Origin of the sequence: Tsukamurella hominis, assembly GCF_965137015.1 — a bacterium.
GTDB classification, from domain to species: Bacteria; Actinomycetota; Actinomycetes; order Mycobacteriales; family Mycobacteriaceae; genus Tsukamurella; species Tsukamurella hominis.
The window spans coordinates 50,562-69,223 of sequence record NZ_CBCRZG010000018.1 but is presented as its reverse complement, the minus strand read 5'-3'; the positions used below and the strand labels follow the sequence as shown (position 1 = coordinate 69,223).

The following is an 18,662-nucleotide window of genomic DNA, read 5'->3' as shown; positions in this document are numbered from 1 at the left end:
GCCGTCCGATAGGGTGAGTGCGTGCTTCGCTGGCGAGGGCTCGATGACGTTCCCGCGGACTGGGGACGCTGTGTCGTAACGATCGGCGTGTTCGACGGTGTACACCGTGGACACGCCCAACTGATCGCACGAGCGACCGCGGAGGCCCACGAACGTGGCCTCCCCGCGGTCCTCATGACGTTCGATCCGCATCCCGCAGAGGTGGTGCGGCCCGGATCCCATCCGCCGCAACTGACGACGCTGACCCGGCGGGCCGAGCTCGCCGAGGAGCTCGGCATCGACGTCTTCTGCGTGATGCCCTTCACCGCCACCGTCATGGCGCAACCGGCCGAGGACTTCGTGCACTCCGTGTTGGTCGAGCGGCTGCACGCCGCCGCAGTCGTGGTGGGGGACAACTTCACCTTCGGCTACCGCGCCCTCGGGAACGTCGAGATGCTCGCCAGCCTGGGGCACAAGTTCGGCTTCTCCGTGGACGCGGTGCCGCTGCTCACCGAGCACTCGGTCACCTACTCCTCGACGTACATCCGCTCCTGCGTCGACGCGGGCGACGTGAAGGCCGCCGCCGAGGCGCTGGGGCGCCCGCACCGGGTGGAGGGCGTCGTCGTGCGCGGCGACGGCCGCGGCCGCGAGCTGGGCTTCCCGACGGCGAACGTCGCCCCGCCGATGTTCGCCGCGATCCCCGCCGACGGCGTGTACGCCGCGTGGTTCACCGTGCTCGGCGCGGGCCCCGTCGTGGGTCAGGTCACGCCCGGCGAGCGCTATCCGGCCGCGGTATCCGTCGGCAGCAACCCGACCTTCTCGGGGCGCACGCGCACCGTCGAGGCCTTCGTTCTCGACACCTCCGCCGACCTCTACGGCCAGCACGTCGCCGTCGACTTCGTGGACCGGGTGCGCGGCATGGAGCGATTCGACTCCATCGACGCGCTGCTCATCGCGATGGGCGGGGACGTCGACAAGACCCGCGCGATTCTGGGAATCCCCTGACCCCTGGTAAGGTGGTCGATCGTGCCTGCTGCGGTTCGCGGTGGCGGCACGGATCCATGACGACGCGATACTGAAACAAGGAGTTCCTCCATGTCGCTCACCACCGAGCAGAAGAAGTCCATCCTGGCCGAGTACGGCCTGCACGAGACCGACACCGGTTCCCCCGAGGCGCAGGTCGCGATGCTGACCAAGCGCATCACGGACCTGACCGAGCACCTCAAGCAGCACAAGCACGATCACCACAGCCGCCGCGGCCTGCTGCTGCTGGTCGGCCGTCGTCGCCGCCTGCTGAAGTACGTCGCCTCGGTCGACATCAACCGCTACCGTTCGCTCATCGAGCGCCTCGGCCTGCGTCGCTAAGAGTCTTCACGAACGGCCCGTTCCCGGATCTCCGGGGGCGGGCCGTTCGGCGTTTTCGGGTCCGCCGGTGCTGGACGCCTCACGATGTCGAGGTTCCGGCGGGTACGCGTGTTCTCACGCACCTCCGACCGCGCAGAAGTCGACATCGTGAGCGAGCACGAGGCGCGCGTCAGCCGCGGCCCAGCAGGGTGCCGCCGTTGACCTGCAGGATCTGGCCGGTGGTCCAGCCCGCGTCGCGTGCGGCCAGGTAGGCCACCGCCGCAGCGACCTCCTCGGGAGTGCCGGGACGGCCCGCCGGGATCTGCGCGACGCGGCTGTCGTGGAGCTCGGTCGTGAGTCGGTCGGCCCAGAACTCCGTCGCCGGCACGAACCCGGGCGCGACCACGTTGACGGTGACGCCCTCGGACGCCAGTTCCAGGGCGAGCCCCGCCGACCAGGCGTGCAGCGCGCCCTTCGCCGCGCCGTACGGCCCGGGCCCACGGAGCCCCGCGATCGAGCTGATCGAGACGATCCGGCCGCCGGGGCGCGCGAGGTGCGGCCGCAGCGCCTCGGTCGCGAGGACGGCGGTGATCACGTTGAGCCGGAACGTCGTCGCGTACGCGTCAGCCGTCCCGGCGAGGTCGCCGGGCGCGCCGTCGCGGGCCGGGTTGCCGCCCACGTTGTTCACCAGCACGTCGACGGTGTCGCCGGCTCCGATCCGGTCGGCGAGTGCGTCGACGGCCGACGGATCGGACACGTCCGCGACCTCGGCGGATACCCGCTGCGCGCCGAGCGCGGCGTTGATCGTGGCCGCGGTCTCCGCGAGCACGTCCGCGCGCCTGCCCACGATCACCACGTCGTTCCCGTCGGAGGCCAGACGGTGCGCGATCGCCCGCCCGATCCCCGTGCCGCCGCCCGTCACCACTGCACGCCTCGTCATCGTTCGAATGTCTCACGATTTCGGCGAGCCCGCAGGGGCGAGCGCGTCGGCCGCGCGGGCTACCCGCGATCTCACCCGCACGGGTGACGCGACCCCGCGCGCGGCGCCGATACCGTCCACCCCGACAGAGAGCGAAGGAGGCACGGCGAATGCGAGTGCGCTTGGCCGTGACCGGCCTGATCGTCGCCCTGGTCTGGGGTATTGCAGGGAGTTCGGCGGGCGCGCACACCGGCGTCGTCGCGGGGGCCGCCGACCTCCTGCAGGAGGCCGGCGTTCCAGGGTTCGCAGTACAGATCGTCGGCCCGAGCGGAGTCGAGCAGGAGCAGATCAGGGGATCGGACGGGGCCGGGCATCCGATGACCGCCGCGACGCCGTTCGTGTGGGGCTCGGTATCGAAGTCCATTGCCGCTCGCTCCGCCCTCGCCCTCGCTGGACGTGGCGTCCTCGACCTGGACGCTTCGGTCGCCAGGGCGGTCCCCGCCGCAGCGCCTTGGGTCGGTGGCGACGTGACGATCCGCGACCTTATCCGGCACACCAGCGGACTCCCGCACGACGTCGCCCTTACTGATCTCGCCCGTCCCGAGCCGGCGATGGAGGCGGTGCGCGCTACGTCGCCGCCCGCGCGCGGGCCGAGGGGCACGTTCCGGTACTCGAGCCTCAACTACCTTCTGCTCCAGGCCGTCATCGAGGCAGTGACGGCATCGCCGTACGGTGCCTCGGTGGCAAGCGGGGTCGGTGCTCCCTCGGATGCCCGCATCGTGTCGGGCGCGGAGTCCTTCGCCGCCGAGGTCCCTCCCGGCCACGTCCCGTTCCTGACTCGACCGCGGCGTACCGATCCCGTCTTCGACGGCGCCGGCCTCGGCTACGGCTACCTCGCGGGCTCGCTCGAGGCCCTGTCCCGGTTCGCGCAGTGGCTGGCACGCGAAGCGAAATGGCAGAGCTTCCCGACGGTGCCCACCGGCCACGCTGCCGAGTACGGACCGGGCCTCTATCGCGAGACGATCGCCGGCCGCACGGTGTGGTGGCACTCCGGCGCCGTACCGGGCTACTTCACCCACATCGCCGTGTACCCGGAATCGGGCCGCACTCTGGTCCTCCTCGCGAACCGGTACGGGGAGCTCGACGCGGAGCGACTCGCGGACGTAGCGCGGTACGCCATGCAGGGCGTCGTCGGCGATGCGGGCGATCCGCCACACGCGGCGCCGTGGCCGTCCCTCGTCCTCGTCGGCGCCGCTGCTGGAGCCGGGCTCGGGGGTCTTGCGGTCGGATGGACGGCGGTGCGCCTCGTGCGGCGGCGATCGGCTCCAGCGGGCCGTTTTCGCATGATGACAGCGGCCGGGGCCGGCATCTGTGGGCTCGCCGGCGCTGCAGCGTGGTTCGGGCCCGCGGCACTGGGCTATCCCCGGCCGGTCCTCACCCGCTGGGCGCCGGATGTCGGAATCCTCCTCGCCGTGGTCGCGATCGAATCCGCAGTCCTCGCGGTCCTGCTGGTCGCTGTCCGGGTGGGCCCCGAGTCGCAGCTCGCGTGCGGTGTGACGGACGGGAAGACGTCGATGCGCGGACGTTCACGCCTGCCAGCCGGCGCCACGGCAACCCGCGGCTGACGTCCAGTGCGATCCTCGGATCAACCAAGTCCCTCTTTCCCGCTACCGGTTCCTCCTCTTCATTACGTTGCAACGGCATGAAGAGTGAAGACCGATAGCGGGAGCGGGCGGCGCGCTACGCGTAGGTCAGGAGGACGGCCTCGTCGAAGGGCAGGCGGGAGAAGGTGCGGCTCCGCACCAGCTTCGCCGCGTCGTCCCGCGAGACCACGCGCGGAGCGGTGACGGCGCGGGTCTTGCCGCCGCGCACCACTCGGCCCCCGCCGGCGGCGCGCAGGTTCTTGAGCCAGTCGCGATCGGGCCCGTAGGTCAGCAGGATCGCCACCCCGTCGTCGGTCGCGAACGCGGTGACCGGCGTCCGGTACGGCGTCCCCGACGTGCGGCCGGTGTGCTCGATGATGGCGAAGCTCGGTGCCCAGCCGGCCCACAGCCGCTGGATGGGGTTCGTGACGCGGCGGTTGAACCTGGCGAGGGACTGCGGCAGTTGCATGCGTCCATCGAACTCCCACTAGCGGCCCGCGACAAGGGCCCCTCCGTCGGAGCGGTCAGCGGTCGTGCGGCTTGACGAACGGGAAGGCCAGGGTGGCACGGATGTTCACGCCCGCCAGCAGCATCACGATGCGGTCCACGCCGATGCCCAGGCCACCGGTGGGCGGCATCGCGTAGGAGAGGGCGTCGAGGAAGGACTCGTCGAGCTCCATCGCCTCCGGATCGCCCGCCGCCGCGGCCATGGACTGCTTCGTGAGCCGCTCGCGCTGATCGATCGGGTCCGTGAGCTCCGTGTACGCGGTGCCGAGCTCGGCGCCGAAGCCGACCAGGTCCCACTGCTCCGTGAGCCGCGGATCGTCGCGGTGCCTGCGCGCCAGCGGGGAGACCTCGACCGGGAAGTCGCAGTAGAACGTCGGGAACTCGGTCTGCTTCTCGACCAGCGCCTCGTACAGCTCCATCACGAGCTTGCCCGCGGTCGCGCCGCGCGGCACCGCCACGTGATGCCGCTTGCAGACTGCGGCCACCTCGTCGACCGTCGACGCCGAGGTCAGCTCCGTCCCGGACGCCTTCGAGACCGCGGAATGCACGGTGACGACGGGCCATTCGGCCGTGAGGTCCACCTCGCGCGTGCCCCCGGCACCGTCGGGTCGCACGGCGACCGGACGCCCGTTGACCGCGATCGCCGCGGCGAGGATCACCTCGCGCGTGAGCGTCCGCATCGTCGTGTAATCGCCGTACGCCTCGTAGGCCTCGAGCGCGGTGAACTCCGGGTTGTGCGTGGCGTCGGCGCCCTCGTTGCGGAAGTTCCGGTTCAGCTCGAAGATCCGGCCCATGCCGCCCACGGCCAGGCGCTTGAGGTAGAGCTCCGGCGCGATCCGCAGGTAGAGCCCCATGTCGTAGGCGTTGATGTGGGTGGTGAAGGGGCGGGCAGCCGCGCCGCCGTGCACCGACTGCAGCATCGGCGTCTCGACCTCGGTGAAATCGCGGCCCACGAACACGGCGCGCATGGCCGCGACCGCGCGCGAGCGCCGGTACAGCAGGTCGACGGCACCGTCGTCGGTGATGAGCTCCAGCGGGCGGTTCCGCGCCCGGGTCTCGTCGCCGAGCCGCGCGCGCGATTTCGGGACGGGGGAGAGGCACTTGCCGGCCATCGCCCACGACGCGAGCAGGACGGACGGCTCGCCGGTGCGGGAGCGGATCACCTCGCCGGTCACCGACACCAGGTCGCCCATGTCGATCGCCGTGCGCCACAGCGCCCGAGCGTCGTCCGGGGTGCGGGTGCGCTCGGCGATCACCTGCAGGTGGGCGCCGTCCTCGTGCAGGTCGACGAAGGTGACGCCGCCGTAGTCGCGCACCGCTCGCACCCGCCCGGTCACGGAGACGACGGTGCCCGAGGCACCGTCGGGCGGGAGGGCGGAGGCCTCCTCCCGGACCGCCGCGAGCGACGTGGTGCGGGGCACCGACGGGGGATAGCCGGGCATGCCCGCGTCCTCCAGGGCGCGGAGCTTGCGCCGGCGGACCCGCTGCTGCTCGGAGAGCCGCACGGGTGGCGCCTCGCGGCGCAGGAGTCGCTCTTCCTCAGCGAGCAGCCGGTCGACGAACTCGGTGTCGCGCGGGAACTCGTCCGGGATCGACGGTCCCGCCAGGAACTTCGGTCCGATCTGCGGCAGGAAGCCCTCGGCGGTGCCGACGGCGATCCCGGCGCGGACGGCACTGAGCGACGGGTCGTAGCAGAGGACCCGCGGCACCCAGTCCGGGCGGTACTTGTCGTTGGATCGGTACAGGGATTCGAGCTGGTAGAACTTCGACGCGAAGCTGAGCACCGAGTCGACCATGCGGGTGATCGGCCCCGCGCCCACGCGGTCCGCCTCGGAGAAGACCGACCGGAAGACCGCGAAGTTCAGCGAGATCCGCCGGATCCCGATCTCCGCGCAGTGCTCGATGAGCTTGGCGACCATGAACTCGTTGAGGCCGTTCTCGGCGTCGCGGTCGCGGCGCATCAGGTCGAGTGACAGCCCGCGCGTGCCCCACGGCACGAAGCTGAGCAGGCCCCGCACCGCCCCGTCGGCGCTGTGGGCGGAGACGAGCACGCAGCGGCCGTCCACCGGGTCGCCGATCCGGTTGAGGGCCATCGAGAATCCGCGCTCGGTCTCCTCGCCCCGCCACTGCTCGGCGAGCGCGGCCACCTCGGCGAGCTCGGCCGCGGACAGGTCCCCGTGCCGCCGCACCTGGAGGGTGTAGCCCGCTCCGGCGACGCGGGTCACGGCCTGGCGGACCGCGCGCATGTCGCGGCCCTTGAGGGTGAACGCGTCGACGTGGATGATCGCCTCGTCGCCGATGGTCAGGGTGCGCAGCCCGGCGTCCTCGTAGACGGCGGCGCCGTCGGCGCTCGCCGCCAGCACGGCGGGGTAGAGGCTGTGCGAGCGGCAGTCCTCGATCCACGCCCCGACCGCCGCGGGCCACGAGTCGCGGTGGCCGATCGGATCGGCGCTGGCCATCGACACGGGTCCGACGGCGCGGCACGTCACCACCGCCCGCCGGTCCGGGGAGGCGATCACCGCCTTGTCGCGCCGGGTGGCGAAGTACCCCAGGGAATCGTCCTCGCCGTACTCGAGCAGGAGTCGCCGGACCTCGAGTTCCTCGGGTTCGGTCATGAGCTCGTCGCCGCGCCCGGCCCGCCAGAAGGCCATGAGCGCGAGGATCAGCACCGATGCCGACAGGACGCCGGCCAGCGAGTAGAGCCACATCGGACCGGCGTGCCCGTTGAGCGCGACATCGATCCGTCGCGGCACGGCCACACCGAACGTGGACCGCAGCGACCACACGAGGATCTCGACGGTGCCGCTCAGGCGGTTCGGACCCCGGCCGGGGAAGGTGAACGCGAGAGCGACCACCACCAGGTACACGCCGAGGAAGCCGCCGACCAGGACCCCGAACGCGGCGCGGCGCGAACCCCGCGCGAGCTTCGCGGGGTACTGCGGGCGGGCGGCGATGACGAGGGCGAGGCAGACGGCGCTGATGGCCGCGGTGAGCGCCGCGCCGGGCAGGGAGAAGCGCACGGCCACGTACGCCTCGATGAAGGGCGGGAGGTGCCGTGTCTCGTCCGGGTCGAGCTGGTCGGTCGCGACGATCACCAGCGTCGCGATGTTCACCAGCACCTGTAGCGACATCATGATGACGGCGACGGTGTGCGCGGCCCGCAGGCGCCGTCGGAGCGCGCCGAGGAGGACCGTGAGCGCCGCGACGAGCAGCAGGCTCGGGTGCGAGGGGATGCCGACGATGCCGAGGAGGTCGGCCACCAGGGGCAGGATCCGGTCGCTCCGGATGACCACGCTGAGCAGGGAGACGATGCCCGCGGCGGTGATCATGTGCGCGAGCCACGTCGCCGTCGCCTCCTGCACGCGTTCCCGGCTGCTCAGCGACACGGACATCCTCCTCGGGGTGTGCGCACGGCGTGTGCGGCTCACGTGGAAAAGACTCCCGATGATAGCCTTGGTGCAGGTCCGTCCGACGTCGGTGCCGGTAGATCCGGTCTCCGATCTCTGCGGTGCGCCGTCACGGTGTCACTCCCCGCGGGGTGGTCCTCGGTAGTGGTTGCCGGAAACGCCGTCTCCGACGGCTGGGTCCGGCGGCTTCGATCGATGACCGCGCCCACGGCGCCCCGCCGCCATGTCGAACGACTCCGGCCGCGCGCAGCATGCGCGCCGCCAGGTGGGGACGGTCCGCGCGAAGAAAGGCTTCTTCCCCCTTCATGACAGACAACACTCAGGTCGAGTTCGACGACGACATCACCGAAGCCGTCGCCGTCATCGACAACGGTTCCTTCGGCACGCGCACCATCCGCTTCGAGACCGGCCGGTTCGCCCAGCAGGCCGCCGGCTCGGTGGCCGCGTACCTCGACGACGAGACGATGCTGCTCTCGGCCACGTCGCACAGCAAGCAGCCGAAGGAGCACTTCGACTTCTTCCCGCTGACGATCGACGTCGAGGAGCGCATGTACGCCGCGGGTCGCATCCCCGGCTCGTTCTTCCGTCGTGAGGGTCGCCCGTCGACCGACGCGATCCTGGCGTGCCGCCTGATCGACCGGCCCCTGCGCCCGTCGTTCGTCGCCGGCCTCCGCAACGAGATCCAGGTCGTCGTGACCGTCATGTCGCTCGATCCCAAGGATCTGTACGACGTGGTCGCGATCAACGCCGCCTCGGCGTCGACCCAGATCGCCGGCCTGCCCTTCTCCGGCCCCGTCGGCGGCGTGCGCGTCGCGCTCATCGACGGCCAGTGGGTCGCCTTCCCGACCGTCGAGCAGCTCGAGCGGGCCGTCTTCGACATGGTCGTCGCGGGCCGCATCGTCTCGGGCTCCGGCAAGGACGCCGACGTCGCGATCATGATGGTCGAGGCCGAGGCCACCGAGAACGTCATCGACCTCATCGCGGGCGGCGCCACCGCGCCCACCGAGACCGTCGTGGCCGAGGGCCTCGAGGCCGCCAAGCCCTTCATCGCCGTGCTCTGCGAGGCGCAGAAGCAGCTGGCCGCCGGGGCGTCGAAGCCCACCGGCGAGTTCCCGCTGTTCCCGCCGTACCAGGACGACGTCTTCGCCGCCGTCGAGGCCGCGGGCGCCGCGAAGCTCAACGACGCGCTGTCGATCGCCGGCAAGCAGGAGCGCGACAACGCCACCGACGTCGTCAAGGCCGAGGTGCTCGAGGCCGTGGGCCCGCAGTTCGAGGGCCGCGAGGGCGAGATCGGCGCTGCGTTCCGCTCGCTGACCAAGAAGCTGGTCCGCCAGCGCATCCTCACCGACCACTTCCGCATCGACGGTCGCGGCATCACCGACATCCGTTCGCTGAGCGCCGAGATCGCCGTGATCCCGCGCGCCCACGGCAGCGCCCTGTTCGAGCGCGGCGAGACCCAGATCCTGGGCGTCACCACGCTGGACATGGTGAAGATGGCGCAGCAGATCGACTCGCTCGGACCCGAGAAGTCGAAGCGCTACATGCACCACTACAACTTCCCGCCGTACTCGACCGGTGAGACCGGCCGCGTCGGCTCGCCGAAGCGCCGCGAGATCGGCCACGGCGCGCTCGCCGAGCGTGCGCTCGTGCCGGTGCTGCCGTCGGTGGAGGAGTTCCCCTACGCCATCCGCCAGGTCTCGGAGGCCCTCAGCTCCAACGGCTCCACGTCGATGGGCTCGGTCTGCGCCTCGACGATGTCGCTGCTCAACGCCGGCGTGCCGCTCAAGGCGCCCGTCGCGGGTATCGCCATGGGCCTGGTGTCCGACGAGGTCGACGGCCAGGCCCGTTACGTGGCCCTGACCGACATCCTCGGTGCCGAGGACGCCTTCGGCGACATGGACTTCAAGGTCGCCGGTACGTCCGACTTCGTCACCGCCCTGCAGCTGGACACCAAGCTGGACGGCATCCCGTCGCAGGTCCTGGCCGGGGCGCTGGCCCAGGCGAAGGACGCCCGCACCACGATCCTCGAGGTCATGGCCGAGGCGATCGACGCGCCCGACGAGATGAGCCCGTACGCCCCGCGGATCACCACGATCAAGGTGCCGATCGACAAGATCGGCGAGGTCATCGGACCCAAGGGCAAGACGATCAACTCCATCACCGAGGAGACCGGCGCCAACATCTCGATCGAGGATGACGGCACCGTGTTCGTCGGTGCGGCCGACGGCCCGTCGGCCCAGGCGGCGATCGACCGGATCAACGCCATCGCCAACCCGCAGCTGCCGAAGGTGGGCGAGCGCTTCCTGGGCACCGTGGTCAAGACCACGGCGTTCGGCGCATTCGTCTCGCTGGTCCCCGGCCGCGACGGTCTGGTGCACATCAGCAAGCTCGGCAGCGGCAAGCGCGTGAACAAGGTCGAGGACGTTGTCAACGTCGGCAGCAAGCTGCAGGTCGAGATCGCGGACATCGACGAGCGCGGCAAGATCAGCCTGATCCCTGTGGTGGAGGAGAAGGCCGCCGAGGCCGCTCCTGCGGGCGAGGAGTAGGAACTGAGCAGCCTGACATCACGGGCTGCGCGGACGGGGGCATCCGGATCGGGTGCCCCCGTTCGTCGTAGCGTCCTGCCCGGCGGCCTGCGGGTGGTCACGGAGACGGTGCCGGGTTCCCGGTCCGCCGCCGTGGGCCTGTGGGTCGCGGTCGGCTCGCGCGACGAGCACCCGACCTCGGCCGGGTCCGCGCACTTCCTGGAGCACCTGCTGTTCAAGGCGACGCCGCGTCGCGACGCGGCGTCCCTCGCCGCCGAGGTGGACGCCGTCGGCGGCGAGATCAACGCTTTCACCAGCAAGGAGCACACCTGCTACTACGCGCACGTGCTCGACGTCGACGTCGAGCTCGCGGTCGACGTGGTGACGGACGTGGTCCTCGGCGGCCTGTGCCGCCCCGCGGACGTGGACGTGGAGCGCGAGGTCGTGCTCGAGGAACTCGCCATGCGCGACGACGATCCGGAGGACCTGGTCAACGAGGCCGCCACCGCGGCCCTGCTGGGCGACCACCCGCTGGCGCGGCCCGTGCTGGGCACCGAGGAATCTGTGTCCGCGATGACCGCCGCGCGCCTGCGGGGCTTCCATCGCCGCCGGTACACGCCCGAGAAGATGGTCCTGGCCGTCGCGGGCAATGTCACGCACGCGCAGGTGGTCAAGTTGGCGCGCAAGGCCTTCGCGGGCCGGCTCGACGGTGCCGCCGATTCCGCACCGATCCGCACGGGCGCCCGGCGCCGTCCGGGTGCGCCGACGCTCGAGGTGGTGAACCGGGACGGGGAGCAGTCACACCTCGTCGCGGGCACCCGCGCCTACGGCCGGTTCCACCCGGACCGGTGGGCGCTGTCCGTGCTCAACACCGCGATCGGCGGGGGCCTGAGTTCGCGCCTGTTCCAGGAGATCCGGGAGCAGCGCGGCCTCGCGTACACGGTGTACTCGGCGGTCGACACCTACGCCGACACGGGGTTGTTCTCGGTGTACGCCGGGTGCTCCCCGGACCGTTTGGGTGAGGTGACGACGGTCGCGCGGAAGGTCCTCGAGGACGTCCGCGATGACGGTCTCACCGACGAGGAGCTGGCGCGCGCCAAGGGCTCGCTCCGCGGCGGGCTCGTGCTCGGCCTGGAGGACGCGCAGTCCCGCATGCACCGCATCGGCCGCAGCGAGATCAACTACCAGAACCAGCGCACCGTCACCCGCACGCTCGCGACGATCGACAAGGTCTCGGCGGCGGACGTGAACCGCGTTGCGCGGGATCTGCTCTCGCAGCGCTTCGGCGGCGCGGTCCTCGGCCCGCACCGTGGTCGACGGGGCGTGCCCGCGCCGGTCCGGAACTGGCTGGGCTGACATGACGCACTTCCTCGCTGCAGGCGGCTGGGACTCGTGGCCCGGCGTGCAGCGAGCGGGTTTCGTCATCGCGAGCGCGTTGACGTTCCTCGCCATCGGTACCGGCTACTTCGATCGGTCGTCGCCCCATTTCCGTGTCGCGCGGTCCGTGTACTGGGGACTTGCGGCCGCGACCGGGCTGGTGGTCGTCGCGACGTGGCCGTTCCCGGGTGGGGTGACGTTCGCCGTCGTCGCCGTCCCGTTCCTGTGGGTGGCGATGGCGCTGCGCATGAATATCGACTTCGTGCGACCTGATCGCTGGAACGACGGGCGGGGACGTCCCGATGATCCCAGCACGTCGTCCGACGATGCGCGCTGAGCCGTGAGCGTGTCGTCGTCGCCAGTGGCGCTACGCCTGCTCGGGTGAGGGTATGGCGAGCCGAACGTGCTCGCGCAGCGCGGATCCCGCCGCCAGCAGGGGAGCCGCGCTGCGCAGCGACCGGGCGAGGATGAACGCGCCCTCCAGCGAGCTCAGCACCGCGAGCGTCAGCTCCCGCGCCGCCACGTCGTCGAGCCCGCGCGCCACGAAGTACGCGGTACCGCCACTGATCCAGTCCGCGAAGACCTCCGCCGCCGCGGCGGCCACCTCGGGCTCGGAATCGGCGACCTCGCCCGCGACGGTGCCCACGGGGCACATCGTGATCCAGCCCGCCTCCGCGATGTGCTCGGCGGCCAGCGCGAACGCCCCCGGGATCGCGTCCTCGAGGTCGGGCGCGCCGTCGAGCAGGGCGGGCAGGAGGGCCATGTACGCCGCGCCGGAGGAGCGCAGCGCAGCCGCGGCGACCTCGGGCTTCCCACCCGGGAAGTGGTGGTACAGCGAGCCCATCGTGGCGCCGGCGGCCTCGGTCAGCTGCTTCACGGTGGTCGCACCGTAACCCTGGCGGCGCAGGAGTTCCCCCATCGCGGCGACGAGGCGCTCTCGGGTGGGCATTGACCGGTCGACCATCACGCTCTAGATTCTAGAGCAGCCACTCTAGAGCGTTCGCTCCAATGGAGGTGATGGGAATGCCGGAGGTCTCCGTCCCCGCGGGCCGGGTCCACTACGAGGAGTTCGGCGACGGCCCGCCGGTCGTCCTGTTGCACGGCCTACTCATGGACCACACGGTGTGGAACGCCGTGCTGCCGCTCCTTCCCGAGGGGCACCGCTACCTGCTGCCCGACCTGCCGCTCGGCGCCCATCCGATTCCGCTGAATACCGACGCGGACCTGTCGAACGACGGGATCGCACACCTCATCGCGGACTTCCTCGAGGCGCTCGACCTGCGCGACGTCACCCTCGTGCACAGCGATTGGGGCGGCGGCCTGCTCCTGACGGCGCTCGGCCGCGACGAGCGGATCGGGCGCCTCGTTATCCTGCCGAGCACCGCCTTCGACAACTTCCCGCCCGGCCTCCCCGGCAAGGCGGCCACCGTCGCCGCCCGGCTCCCCGGCCTCGCCCTCGGCCTGCGGGCCATGCGGATCGGCGCAGTGCGGCGCCTGCCGATCCTCTTCGGGCGCATGGCGCGCGCCATCCCGGACGCGACCATGCGGGCCTGGACCCGGCCCGCGATCGAGGACCCGCTGATCCGCCGCGACCTGCTCAAACACGCCCGCGCGCCGTTCGATCGCGCCGTCCTGACGCGGCAGACCGAGGCGCTGCGCGGTTTCACCGGGGACGCCCTCGTCCTCTGGATCGCCGACGGCACGGTTATGCCGCGCGAGCACGGCCGCCGGCTCGCCGATCTGCTGCCGCGCGGTCGGCTCGTCGAGCTGCCGGACTCCTACGTCCTCGCGATGATGGACCGTCCGGACGCCGTCGCCGCCGAGCTCGCGGCCTTCCTCGGCGCGCCGACCACGTCGCCGCAGGAGTGACCCTCGTCCGGGCCTACTTCGCGTACGCCCGGGGGAGCGGCTTGCCGGCGGCAGCGAGCACGCCGCGCAGGCGCGTGGGGTAATCGGTGATGATGCCGTCGACACCGAGCGCGAGCTGCGCGCGCATGTCCTTCTCCTCGTTGACGGTCCACGGGATGACCGTCAGGCCGGCGGCGCGCGCCGCGGCGACGGTCTTCGCGTCGGACAGCTCGAAGTCGGGGGAGAGCACGTCGAAGCCCGCCTCCTTCACGCCCCGGACCACGTCGCCGCCGGATCGCTCGAAGCTCACCGGGCCGAGCCAGGCCGAGCCCTTCTTCCACGTCGTCGCGTCGTACAGCGCCACCAGCGGCACCGACGGCGCCTGCGCCCGCACCAGCGGCAGGGACCGCCAGTCGAAGCTCTGGACCGCGATCCGATCGAGCACTCCCGCGCGGCGCGCGGCGCCGAGGATCTGCGCGACGAAGGCGGCCGGCTCCGCCGACTTCGACCGCTCCTCCGCCTCGATCTTGGTCTCGATGTTGAATCGCACCGTGTTGCCCCGGTACTGCGCGGCCAGGTCGAAGAGCTGCGGCAGCGTCGCGATCCGATTGCCCTCGACGACCTTCGCCGCCGGGAACTTCGCCAGCTTCCTCGCGCACACCAGCGTCTGCACCTGGGCGTAGGTGAGGTCGTGGATCGTCTTGCCCACGTAGGGGAACTGCTTGTCGCCGGGCGTCGCGGGCGCGGTGTCGGTGCACTTGTCCGCCTGCACCGCCGGGTCGTGCCAGATCAGCGGCACGTCGTCCTTGGTGAGCACGACGTCGAGCTCGAGCGTGGTCACTCCGAGCTCGAGCGAACGTGCGAAGCCGTACAGCGACTCCTCGGTATGCTCGCCTCGCCCGCCGCGGTGCGACTGCAGGTCGAACGAGCCCGACGGGGCCGCCCACACGGGGGCGGCGACCGCCCCACCGCCCAGCACGACGGTGACGGCCGCCGCGAGCGCGGCGACGCGGGACAGGGTACGGGAGCGCGTGGTCATGGCGGCAACGTAATCGCACACGATGAATCGCGGGTGAACGGCGGGCGCGCCGCGGGCGCGCCGCGGGCGGAAAGCGCGATCAGGCGAGCGGCGGTGCCGCGGGAGCACCCGGCGCGGTGTCCGGCGCGGGAATCCCCGCGGGTGCGGGCGCCCCCGGAGCGCGGAGGACGGGCGAACCGGGCGCGGGCGGCGCGGGCTTTCCCGGAGCGGCGCCGGACACGGGGTGCGGTGCGGGCGCGCCGGGCTTCCCCGGTGCGGCGGGCGCGAGCGGTGCAGCGTGGGCCGCACCCGCGAACGGGACGCCCAGCGCGGCTGCGGCGACGGCGGCGAGGAGCAGCCGGCGTCCGCCGGCGATGAGGATCGACATGGTTCTCCCTGGTGACGAGCCGCCGCGCCCGGTGCGGGCGGCCGCTATCGACGCTAGGGGCGGCCCGTCACCGTCGGGTCCGCGTCCGGTCGCAGCCTCGTCCCGCCTCGGTCCCGAGAGACGACGGACGCCCGCCGGGGTTCCGGCGGGCGTCCGAGGATCGTGCGCTACTTCTTCGTCGCGTCCTTGAGCGACCAGGTGGGCGCGAGGTCGCCACCGGTGTGCTCGAGCACCTTCGGCTTCACGGCGAACCAGCCGATGGCCAGGATGGCGACGAAAGCGGGGATGCCCAGGATGACGACGATGAGGTTCGTCTTGTCCCAGAAGCCACCGTCGGACTTGTAGCCCGAGTAGGCCATGCCGACGAGGACCAGGAAGAGGAAGACCAGGCCGACGTAGCTCATGAACGGCGCGAGCGGGGCGCGGAACGGGCTCTTGGTGACGATGCCCGCGTCCGAGAGCTTCCGGTAGCGGATGTGGCACAGGAAGATCAGGCTCCACACACCGACGACCGCGATGGCGGAGGCCTCGAGGGCGATGTCGAAGGCGTGGCCGGGGACGAGCGCGTTGAGCACGGCGCCGAGCACGTAGAAGATCGACGTCACGATGATGCCGGTCGCCGGGACGCCCGACTTGCTCATGTTCATGAACATCTTCGGTGCTTCGCGGCTGGCGGCGAGGCTGCGGAGCATGCGGCCCGTGGTGTACAGGCCGGCGTTGAGCGAGCTCATGGCGGCGACGATGAGCACGCCGTTGATGAGGGTCGCCATCCAGCTGACGCCCATGCGCTCGAAGACCGTGACGAACGGGGACTCCAGGTCGCCCTCGGCGTTCCGGGTGCCGTACTGGCTGGTCGGGAGGATGCACACGAGGAGGAAGATCGAGCCGCAGTAGAAGACGGCGATACGCAGGATCACCGAGTTGACGGCCTTGGGCACCTCGCGCTGCGGGTTCTGCATCTCGCCGGCTGCGATACCGACCATCTCGATGGCGGCGTAGGCGAAGACGACGCCGGACATCACCACGATCGGGGCGATCCACCCGAAGGTGTCGCTGTGCGGCCAGAATCCGCCGGGGTTGGACCAGAGGTTGGAGATCCCGGCCTTGTGCGCCTGGTCGCCGTCGCCCACCGTGACCTGACCGATCACGATCACGAGGCCGACCACGAGGAAGATCACGATGGCGCCGACCTTGAGCACGGACGCCCAGAACTCGAACTCGCCGAAGGCACGCGCCGAGAGCAGGTTGATCACCAGGACCACGGCGAGCGCGATGATCACCGACACCCAGTTGGGCAGCTCCCACCACTTCCGGACGTACACCGCCACGGCCGAGAGTTCCGCGACGCCGGTGAGCGCCCAGAAGATCCAGTACAGCCAACCCGCGGCGTAGGCCGCGGCCTCGCCGAAGAACTCACGGGCGTAGGAGACGAAGGCGCCCGAGCTCTGGCGGTAGAGCACCAGCTCGCCGAGGGCGCGCATCAGGAAGAAGGCGATCACGCCGACGAAGGCGTAGCTGAACAGCAGGGCGGGGCCCGTGCTGTTGAGGCGGCTGGCGGAGCCCAGGAACAGGCCCGTGCCGATGGCGCCGCCGATGGCGATCATCTGCACGTGTCGCCGACCGAGGGTTTGCTTGTAGCCCTCCTGCTCGGCCGCGAACTTATCGACGGAATGCGTCATGGATGAGTCTTTCTCCTCGACGTATCGGTGCGCATGGGGTTGTGCGCTGGATGGGAATGTAGACCTCGCAACGCTTCCGCGGACGCGTTACCGAGAGATGACTTGGGGATGTCGATCGACGTCGACGTGTAAACATAGGTCCATGACCGACTTCTCGGACCTCGGGGAGCTGTTCGCCTTCCTTTCCGGACACGCGCCCTTCGACGGCCTGCCCGACGACGTTCGCGCACGTCTGGCGGCCGAATCGTCGATCAGCGAGTTCGCCGAGGGCGCGACGATCCTGGACGGTTTGTCCGCTTCGCCCGACCACGCCTTCGTGGTGCTCGCCGGCCGGGTCGGGGTGTGGAACTTCCCGTCGGCGTCGCCGACCGACGTGGGCGACGTCGACGAGGTGGTCGGTCCGGGCGGGGTCTTCGGTTACGTGGTCATCCTGGTGGGCGCGAAGGGCGGGCCTCGCGCCGTCGCCCTCTCCGATGTCACGCTGCTGCGCCTGCCCGCGTGGGCGGTGGGCGACATGTTCTCCACGCCGGCCGGCGCGGCCTTCCTGGCCACCGAGCTCGCCAAGCCGACCACGGCGGTCTCCGCCGAGGAGGTGCGCGAGCGGACCGCGGGCGAGATCGTGCGGCGCCCGCCCGTCATCTGCCCGCCCACCGTCACCGTGCAGGAGGCCGCCACGGCGATGACGGCCGCGAAGTCCGGGTACATCCTCGTCGAGAACGCCGCCCGGGAGCCGCTGGGCATCGTCACCGACCACGACCTGCGGGCGCGGGTGATCTCGGTCGGGCGCCCCGTCACCGATCCCGTGACCGCGGTGATGACGGCGCCGCTCGCCGCCGTTCCGGAGACCGCGCTGTCGTCCGACGTGCTGATCGAGATGCTCGACCGCAAGCTCCATTACATGGCGGTGCTCGACGAGCACGCGGCCGTGCGGGGCGTCGTCCAGGACGTCGACTTCCTCACGGTGCCGACGACGTCCACGTTCGCGCTGCAGCGCCGGATCGAGCGCGCGGAGGCGGCGGAACTGCCCGAGATCGGCGCGACGATCCGCGAGATCTTCCCCGTGCTCTGGGGACAGCAGGCCCCGGTCCGCCACATCTCGGGCGTCGCGGCCGTGGCGATCGAGGCGATGGTGCGCCGGTGCATCGAGCTCGAACTGCCGGTGCATCCCGAGTTGCAGGAGGGCGACTTCACCTGGCTCTCGCTCGGGAGCGTCTCGCGCCGCGAGGTGGTGCCCAGCTCCGACGTCGACAGCGCGATCATCCTCAAGGACCTGCCCGGTGCCTCGGCGGAGGAGATCGAGGTCCGACGGTCCGCCGCCCTCGCACTGGCCGCCGCCGTCCACGCGCGGCTCGAGGAGTGCGGCATCCCGTCGGACACCAACGGCGCGGTCGCCGCGCAGACCCGCTTCTGCCGCACCGAGTCGGAGTGGCTGTACGCGGCCGGCGAATGGATCGATGCGCCGCTGTCGAACAACGCGATGATGATGGCCTCGCTGCTGGTGGACGGCCGCCCCGTGTGGGGCGACCTGACCCTGCAACCCGTGGCCGGTGTCTACCAGCATCTCTCGGAGCATCCCCGTGCCTTCATCCTGATGTTGCGCGAGGCCCTCACCGCCAAGGCGCGGCTGCGCTCCGTGCGAGACGTGATCTCGTTGCGGGGCGGCACCTTCGACATTAAGGCGCACGCGCTGGTGCCGGTGGTGAACATCGCCCGGTGGGCCGCGCTGAGCCGCGGCTCCACCAAGCTGCAGACCCGCAACCGGCTCGCCGCGGGCGCGGATTCGCCCGTGCTGCCCGATGATTCCGCCGAGGTGCTGCGCGAGGCCTTCTCGATCCTCGAGCGACTCCGCATGGAGCATCAGGTGCAGCAGATGGGCGCCGGTCGCGCGCCGGGTGACGTCCTGTCCATCCGGCGGATGTCGTCCCTGGACCGCGGGCTCCTCGAGCAGTGCGTGCGCGAGGTGGCCGCGGTGCAGCGCCGCATGGCCAACCTCGCGCAGTACCTCGACGCCGGCGAATGGTGAACCGG

General features: G+C 71.2%; 15 protein-coding genes. 8 read left to right on the top strand and 7 right to left on the bottom strand.

The window, feature by feature from the left end; all coding sequences use genetic code 11:
* Nucleotides 1-21: 21 nt before the first annotated feature.
* Together ACM9LD_RS19520 and rpsO are read left to right on the top strand one after the other, a co-directional pair.
* Nucleotides 22-984: a bifunctional riboflavin kinase/FAD synthetase gene (locus ACM9LD_RS19520; RefSeq protein WP_415678215.1), complete on the top strand. Its 963-nt coding sequence runs from the start codon at nucleotides 22-24 to the stop codon at nucleotides 982-984.
* A 90-nt stretch (nucleotides 985-1,074) separates the two neighbouring features.
* The gene (gene rpsO, locus ACM9LD_RS19515) at nucleotides 1,075-1,344 is read left to right on the top strand and encodes a 30S ribosomal protein S15 (protein WP_068535417.1); all 270 of its coding nucleotides are present in this window, start codon (nucleotides 1,075-1,077) and stop codon (nucleotides 1,342-1,344) included.
* 169 nt (nucleotides 1,345-1,513) lie between these two features.
* On the opposite strand, the gene ACM9LD_RS19510 is transcribed toward rpsO, so the two are convergent.
* On the bottom strand, nucleotides 1,514-2,263 hold the full coding sequence (locus ACM9LD_RS19510) for an SDR family NAD(P)-dependent oxidoreductase (RefSeq protein ID WP_415678214.1): 750 nt from the start codon (nucleotides 2,261-2,263) through the stop codon (nucleotides 1,514-1,516).
* Nucleotides 2,264-2,412: 149 nt separating this feature from the next.
* Here ACM9LD_RS19510 and ACM9LD_RS19505 point away from each other — a divergent pair, with 149 nt between their 5' ends.
* On the top strand, nucleotides 2,413-3,867 hold the full coding sequence (locus ACM9LD_RS19505) for a serine hydrolase domain-containing protein (protein ID WP_415678213.1): 1,455 nt from the start codon (nucleotides 2,413-2,415) through the stop codon (nucleotides 3,865-3,867).
* A gap of 115 nt (nucleotides 3,868-3,982) precedes the next feature.
* On the opposite strand, the gene ACM9LD_RS19500 is transcribed toward ACM9LD_RS19505, so the two are convergent.
* Entirely contained in the window at nucleotides 3,983-4,354 is a 372-nt protein-coding gene (locus ACM9LD_RS19500) for a nitroreductase family deazaflavin-dependent oxidoreductase (RefSeq protein WP_415678212.1), read from the bottom strand.
* Nucleotides 4,355-4,409: 55 nt separating this feature from the next.
* Nucleotides 4,410-7,784, bottom strand: a complete 3,375-nt coding sequence (lysX, locus tag ACM9LD_RS19495) for a bifunctional lysylphosphatidylglycerol synthetase/lysine--tRNA ligase LysX (protein WP_415678238.1) — start codon at nucleotides 7,782-7,784, stop codon at nucleotides 4,410-4,412.
* A 320-nt stretch (nucleotides 7,785-8,104) separates the two neighbouring features.
* Between lysX and ACM9LD_RS19490 the strand changes: the two genes are divergently transcribed.
* Genes ACM9LD_RS19490 through ACM9LD_RS19480 form a run of 3 tightly spaced genes read left to right on the top strand, consistent with a single transcriptional unit; the run spans nucleotide 8,105 to nucleotide 12,038 of the window.
* Nucleotides 8,105-10,345: a polyribonucleotide nucleotidyltransferase gene (locus tag ACM9LD_RS19490; RefSeq protein ID WP_415678211.1), complete on the top strand. Its 2,241-nt coding sequence runs from the start codon at nucleotides 8,105-8,107 to the stop codon at nucleotides 10,343-10,345.
* Nucleotides 10,346-10,348: 3 nt separating this feature from the next.
* Nucleotides 10,349-11,680: a M16 family metallopeptidase gene (locus tag ACM9LD_RS19485; protein WP_415678237.1), complete on the top strand. Its 1,332-nt coding sequence runs from the start codon at nucleotides 10,349-10,351 to the stop codon at nucleotides 11,678-11,680.
* A 1-nt stretch (nucleotide 11,681) separates the two neighbouring features.
* Entirely contained in the window at nucleotides 11,682-12,038 is a 357-nt protein-coding gene (locus tag ACM9LD_RS19480; RefSeq protein ID WP_415678210.1) for a hypothetical protein, read from the top strand.
* A 30-nt stretch (nucleotides 12,039-12,068) separates the two neighbouring features.
* Here the strand turns inward: ACM9LD_RS19480 and ACM9LD_RS19475 are convergent, their stop codons facing one another.
* On the bottom strand, nucleotides 12,069-12,665 hold the full coding sequence (locus ACM9LD_RS19475) for a TetR/AcrR family transcriptional regulator (protein WP_415678236.1): 597 nt from the start codon (nucleotides 12,663-12,665) through the stop codon (nucleotides 12,069-12,071).
* Between the two features lie 59 nt (nucleotides 12,666-12,724).
* Here ACM9LD_RS19475 and ACM9LD_RS19470 point away from each other — a divergent pair, with 59 nt between their 5' ends.
* Entirely contained in the window at nucleotides 12,725-13,570 is an 846-nt protein-coding gene (locus tag ACM9LD_RS19470; RefSeq protein ID WP_415678235.1) for an alpha/beta fold hydrolase, read from the top strand.
* 13 nt (nucleotides 13,571-13,583) lie between these two features.
* Here the strand turns inward: ACM9LD_RS19470 and ACM9LD_RS19465 are convergent, their stop codons facing one another.
* From ACM9LD_RS19465 to ACM9LD_RS19455, 3 genes are all read right to left on the bottom strand, one after another.
* Nucleotides 13,584-14,588, bottom strand: a complete 1,005-nt coding sequence (locus tag ACM9LD_RS19465; RefSeq protein ID WP_415678209.1) for a glycerophosphodiester phosphodiesterase family protein — start codon at nucleotides 14,586-14,588, stop codon at nucleotides 13,584-13,586.
* Nucleotides 14,589-14,667: 79 nt separating this feature from the next.
* Nucleotides 14,668-14,955, bottom strand: a complete 288-nt coding sequence (locus ACM9LD_RS19460) for a hypothetical protein (RefSeq protein WP_415678208.1) — start codon at nucleotides 14,953-14,955, stop codon at nucleotides 14,668-14,670.
* Nucleotides 14,956-15,122: 167 nt separating this feature from the next.
* On the bottom strand, nucleotides 15,123-16,634 hold the full coding sequence (locus ACM9LD_RS19455; protein ID WP_415678207.1) for an amino acid permease: 1,512 nt from the start codon (nucleotides 16,632-16,634) through the stop codon (nucleotides 15,123-15,125).
* Between the two features lie 142 nt (nucleotides 16,635-16,776).
* On the opposite strand from ACM9LD_RS19455, the gene ACM9LD_RS19450 reads away from it, so the two are divergent.
* Nucleotides 16,777-18,657, top strand: a complete 1,881-nt coding sequence (locus ACM9LD_RS19450; RefSeq protein ID WP_415678206.1) for a putative nucleotidyltransferase substrate binding domain-containing protein — start codon at nucleotides 16,777-16,779, stop codon at nucleotides 18,655-18,657.
* The last annotated feature ends 5 nt before the right edge of the window (nucleotides 18,658-18,662 follow it).

Coding starts and splice junctions, on each gene's coding strand:
- rpsO (WP_068535417.1), top strand. CDS start 1,075: ATGTCGCTCACCACCGAGCAGAAGAAGTCCATCCTGGCCGAGTACGGC.
- ACM9LD_RS19510 (WP_415678214.1), bottom strand. CDS start 2,263: ATGACGAGGCGTGCAGTGGTGACGGGCGGCGGCACGGGGATCGGGCGG.
- ACM9LD_RS19505 (WP_415678213.1), top strand. CDS start 2,413: ATGCGAGTGCGCTTGGCCGTGACCGGCCTGATCGTCGCCCTGGTCTGG.
- ACM9LD_RS19500 (WP_415678212.1), bottom strand. CDS start 4,354: ATGCAACTGCCGCAGTCCCTCGCCAGGTTCAACCGCCGCGTCACGAAC.
- lysX (WP_415678238.1), bottom strand. CDS start 7,784: ATGTCCGTGTCGCTGAGCAGCCGGGAACGCGTGCAGGAGGCGACGGCG.
- ACM9LD_RS19490 (WP_415678211.1), top strand. CDS start 8,105: ATGACAGACAACACTCAGGTCGAGTTCGACGACGACATCACCGAAGCC.
- ACM9LD_RS19480 (WP_415678210.1), top strand. CDS start 11,682: ATGACGCACTTCCTCGCTGCAGGCGGCTGGGACTCGTGGCCCGGCGTG.
- ACM9LD_RS19475 (WP_415678236.1), bottom strand. CDS start 12,665: ATGGTCGACCGGTCAATGCCCACCCGAGAGCGCCTCGTCGCCGCGATG.
- ACM9LD_RS19470 (WP_415678235.1), top strand. CDS start 12,725: ATGCCGGAGGTCTCCGTCCCCGCGGGCCGGGTCCACTACGAGGAGTTC.
- ACM9LD_RS19465 (WP_415678209.1), bottom strand. CDS start 14,588: ATGACCACGCGCTCCCGTACCCTGTCCCGCGTCGCCGCGCTCGCGGCG.
- ACM9LD_RS19460 (WP_415678208.1), bottom strand. CDS start 14,955: ATGTCGATCCTCATCGCCGGCGGACGCCGGCTGCTCCTCGCCGCCGTC.
- ACM9LD_RS19455 (WP_415678207.1), bottom strand. CDS start 16,634: ATGACGCATTCCGTCGATAAGTTCGCGGCCGAGCAGGAGGGCTACAAG.
- ACM9LD_RS19450 (WP_415678206.1), top strand. CDS start 16,777: ATGACCGACTTCTCGGACCTCGGGGAGCTGTTCGCCTTCCTTTCCGGA.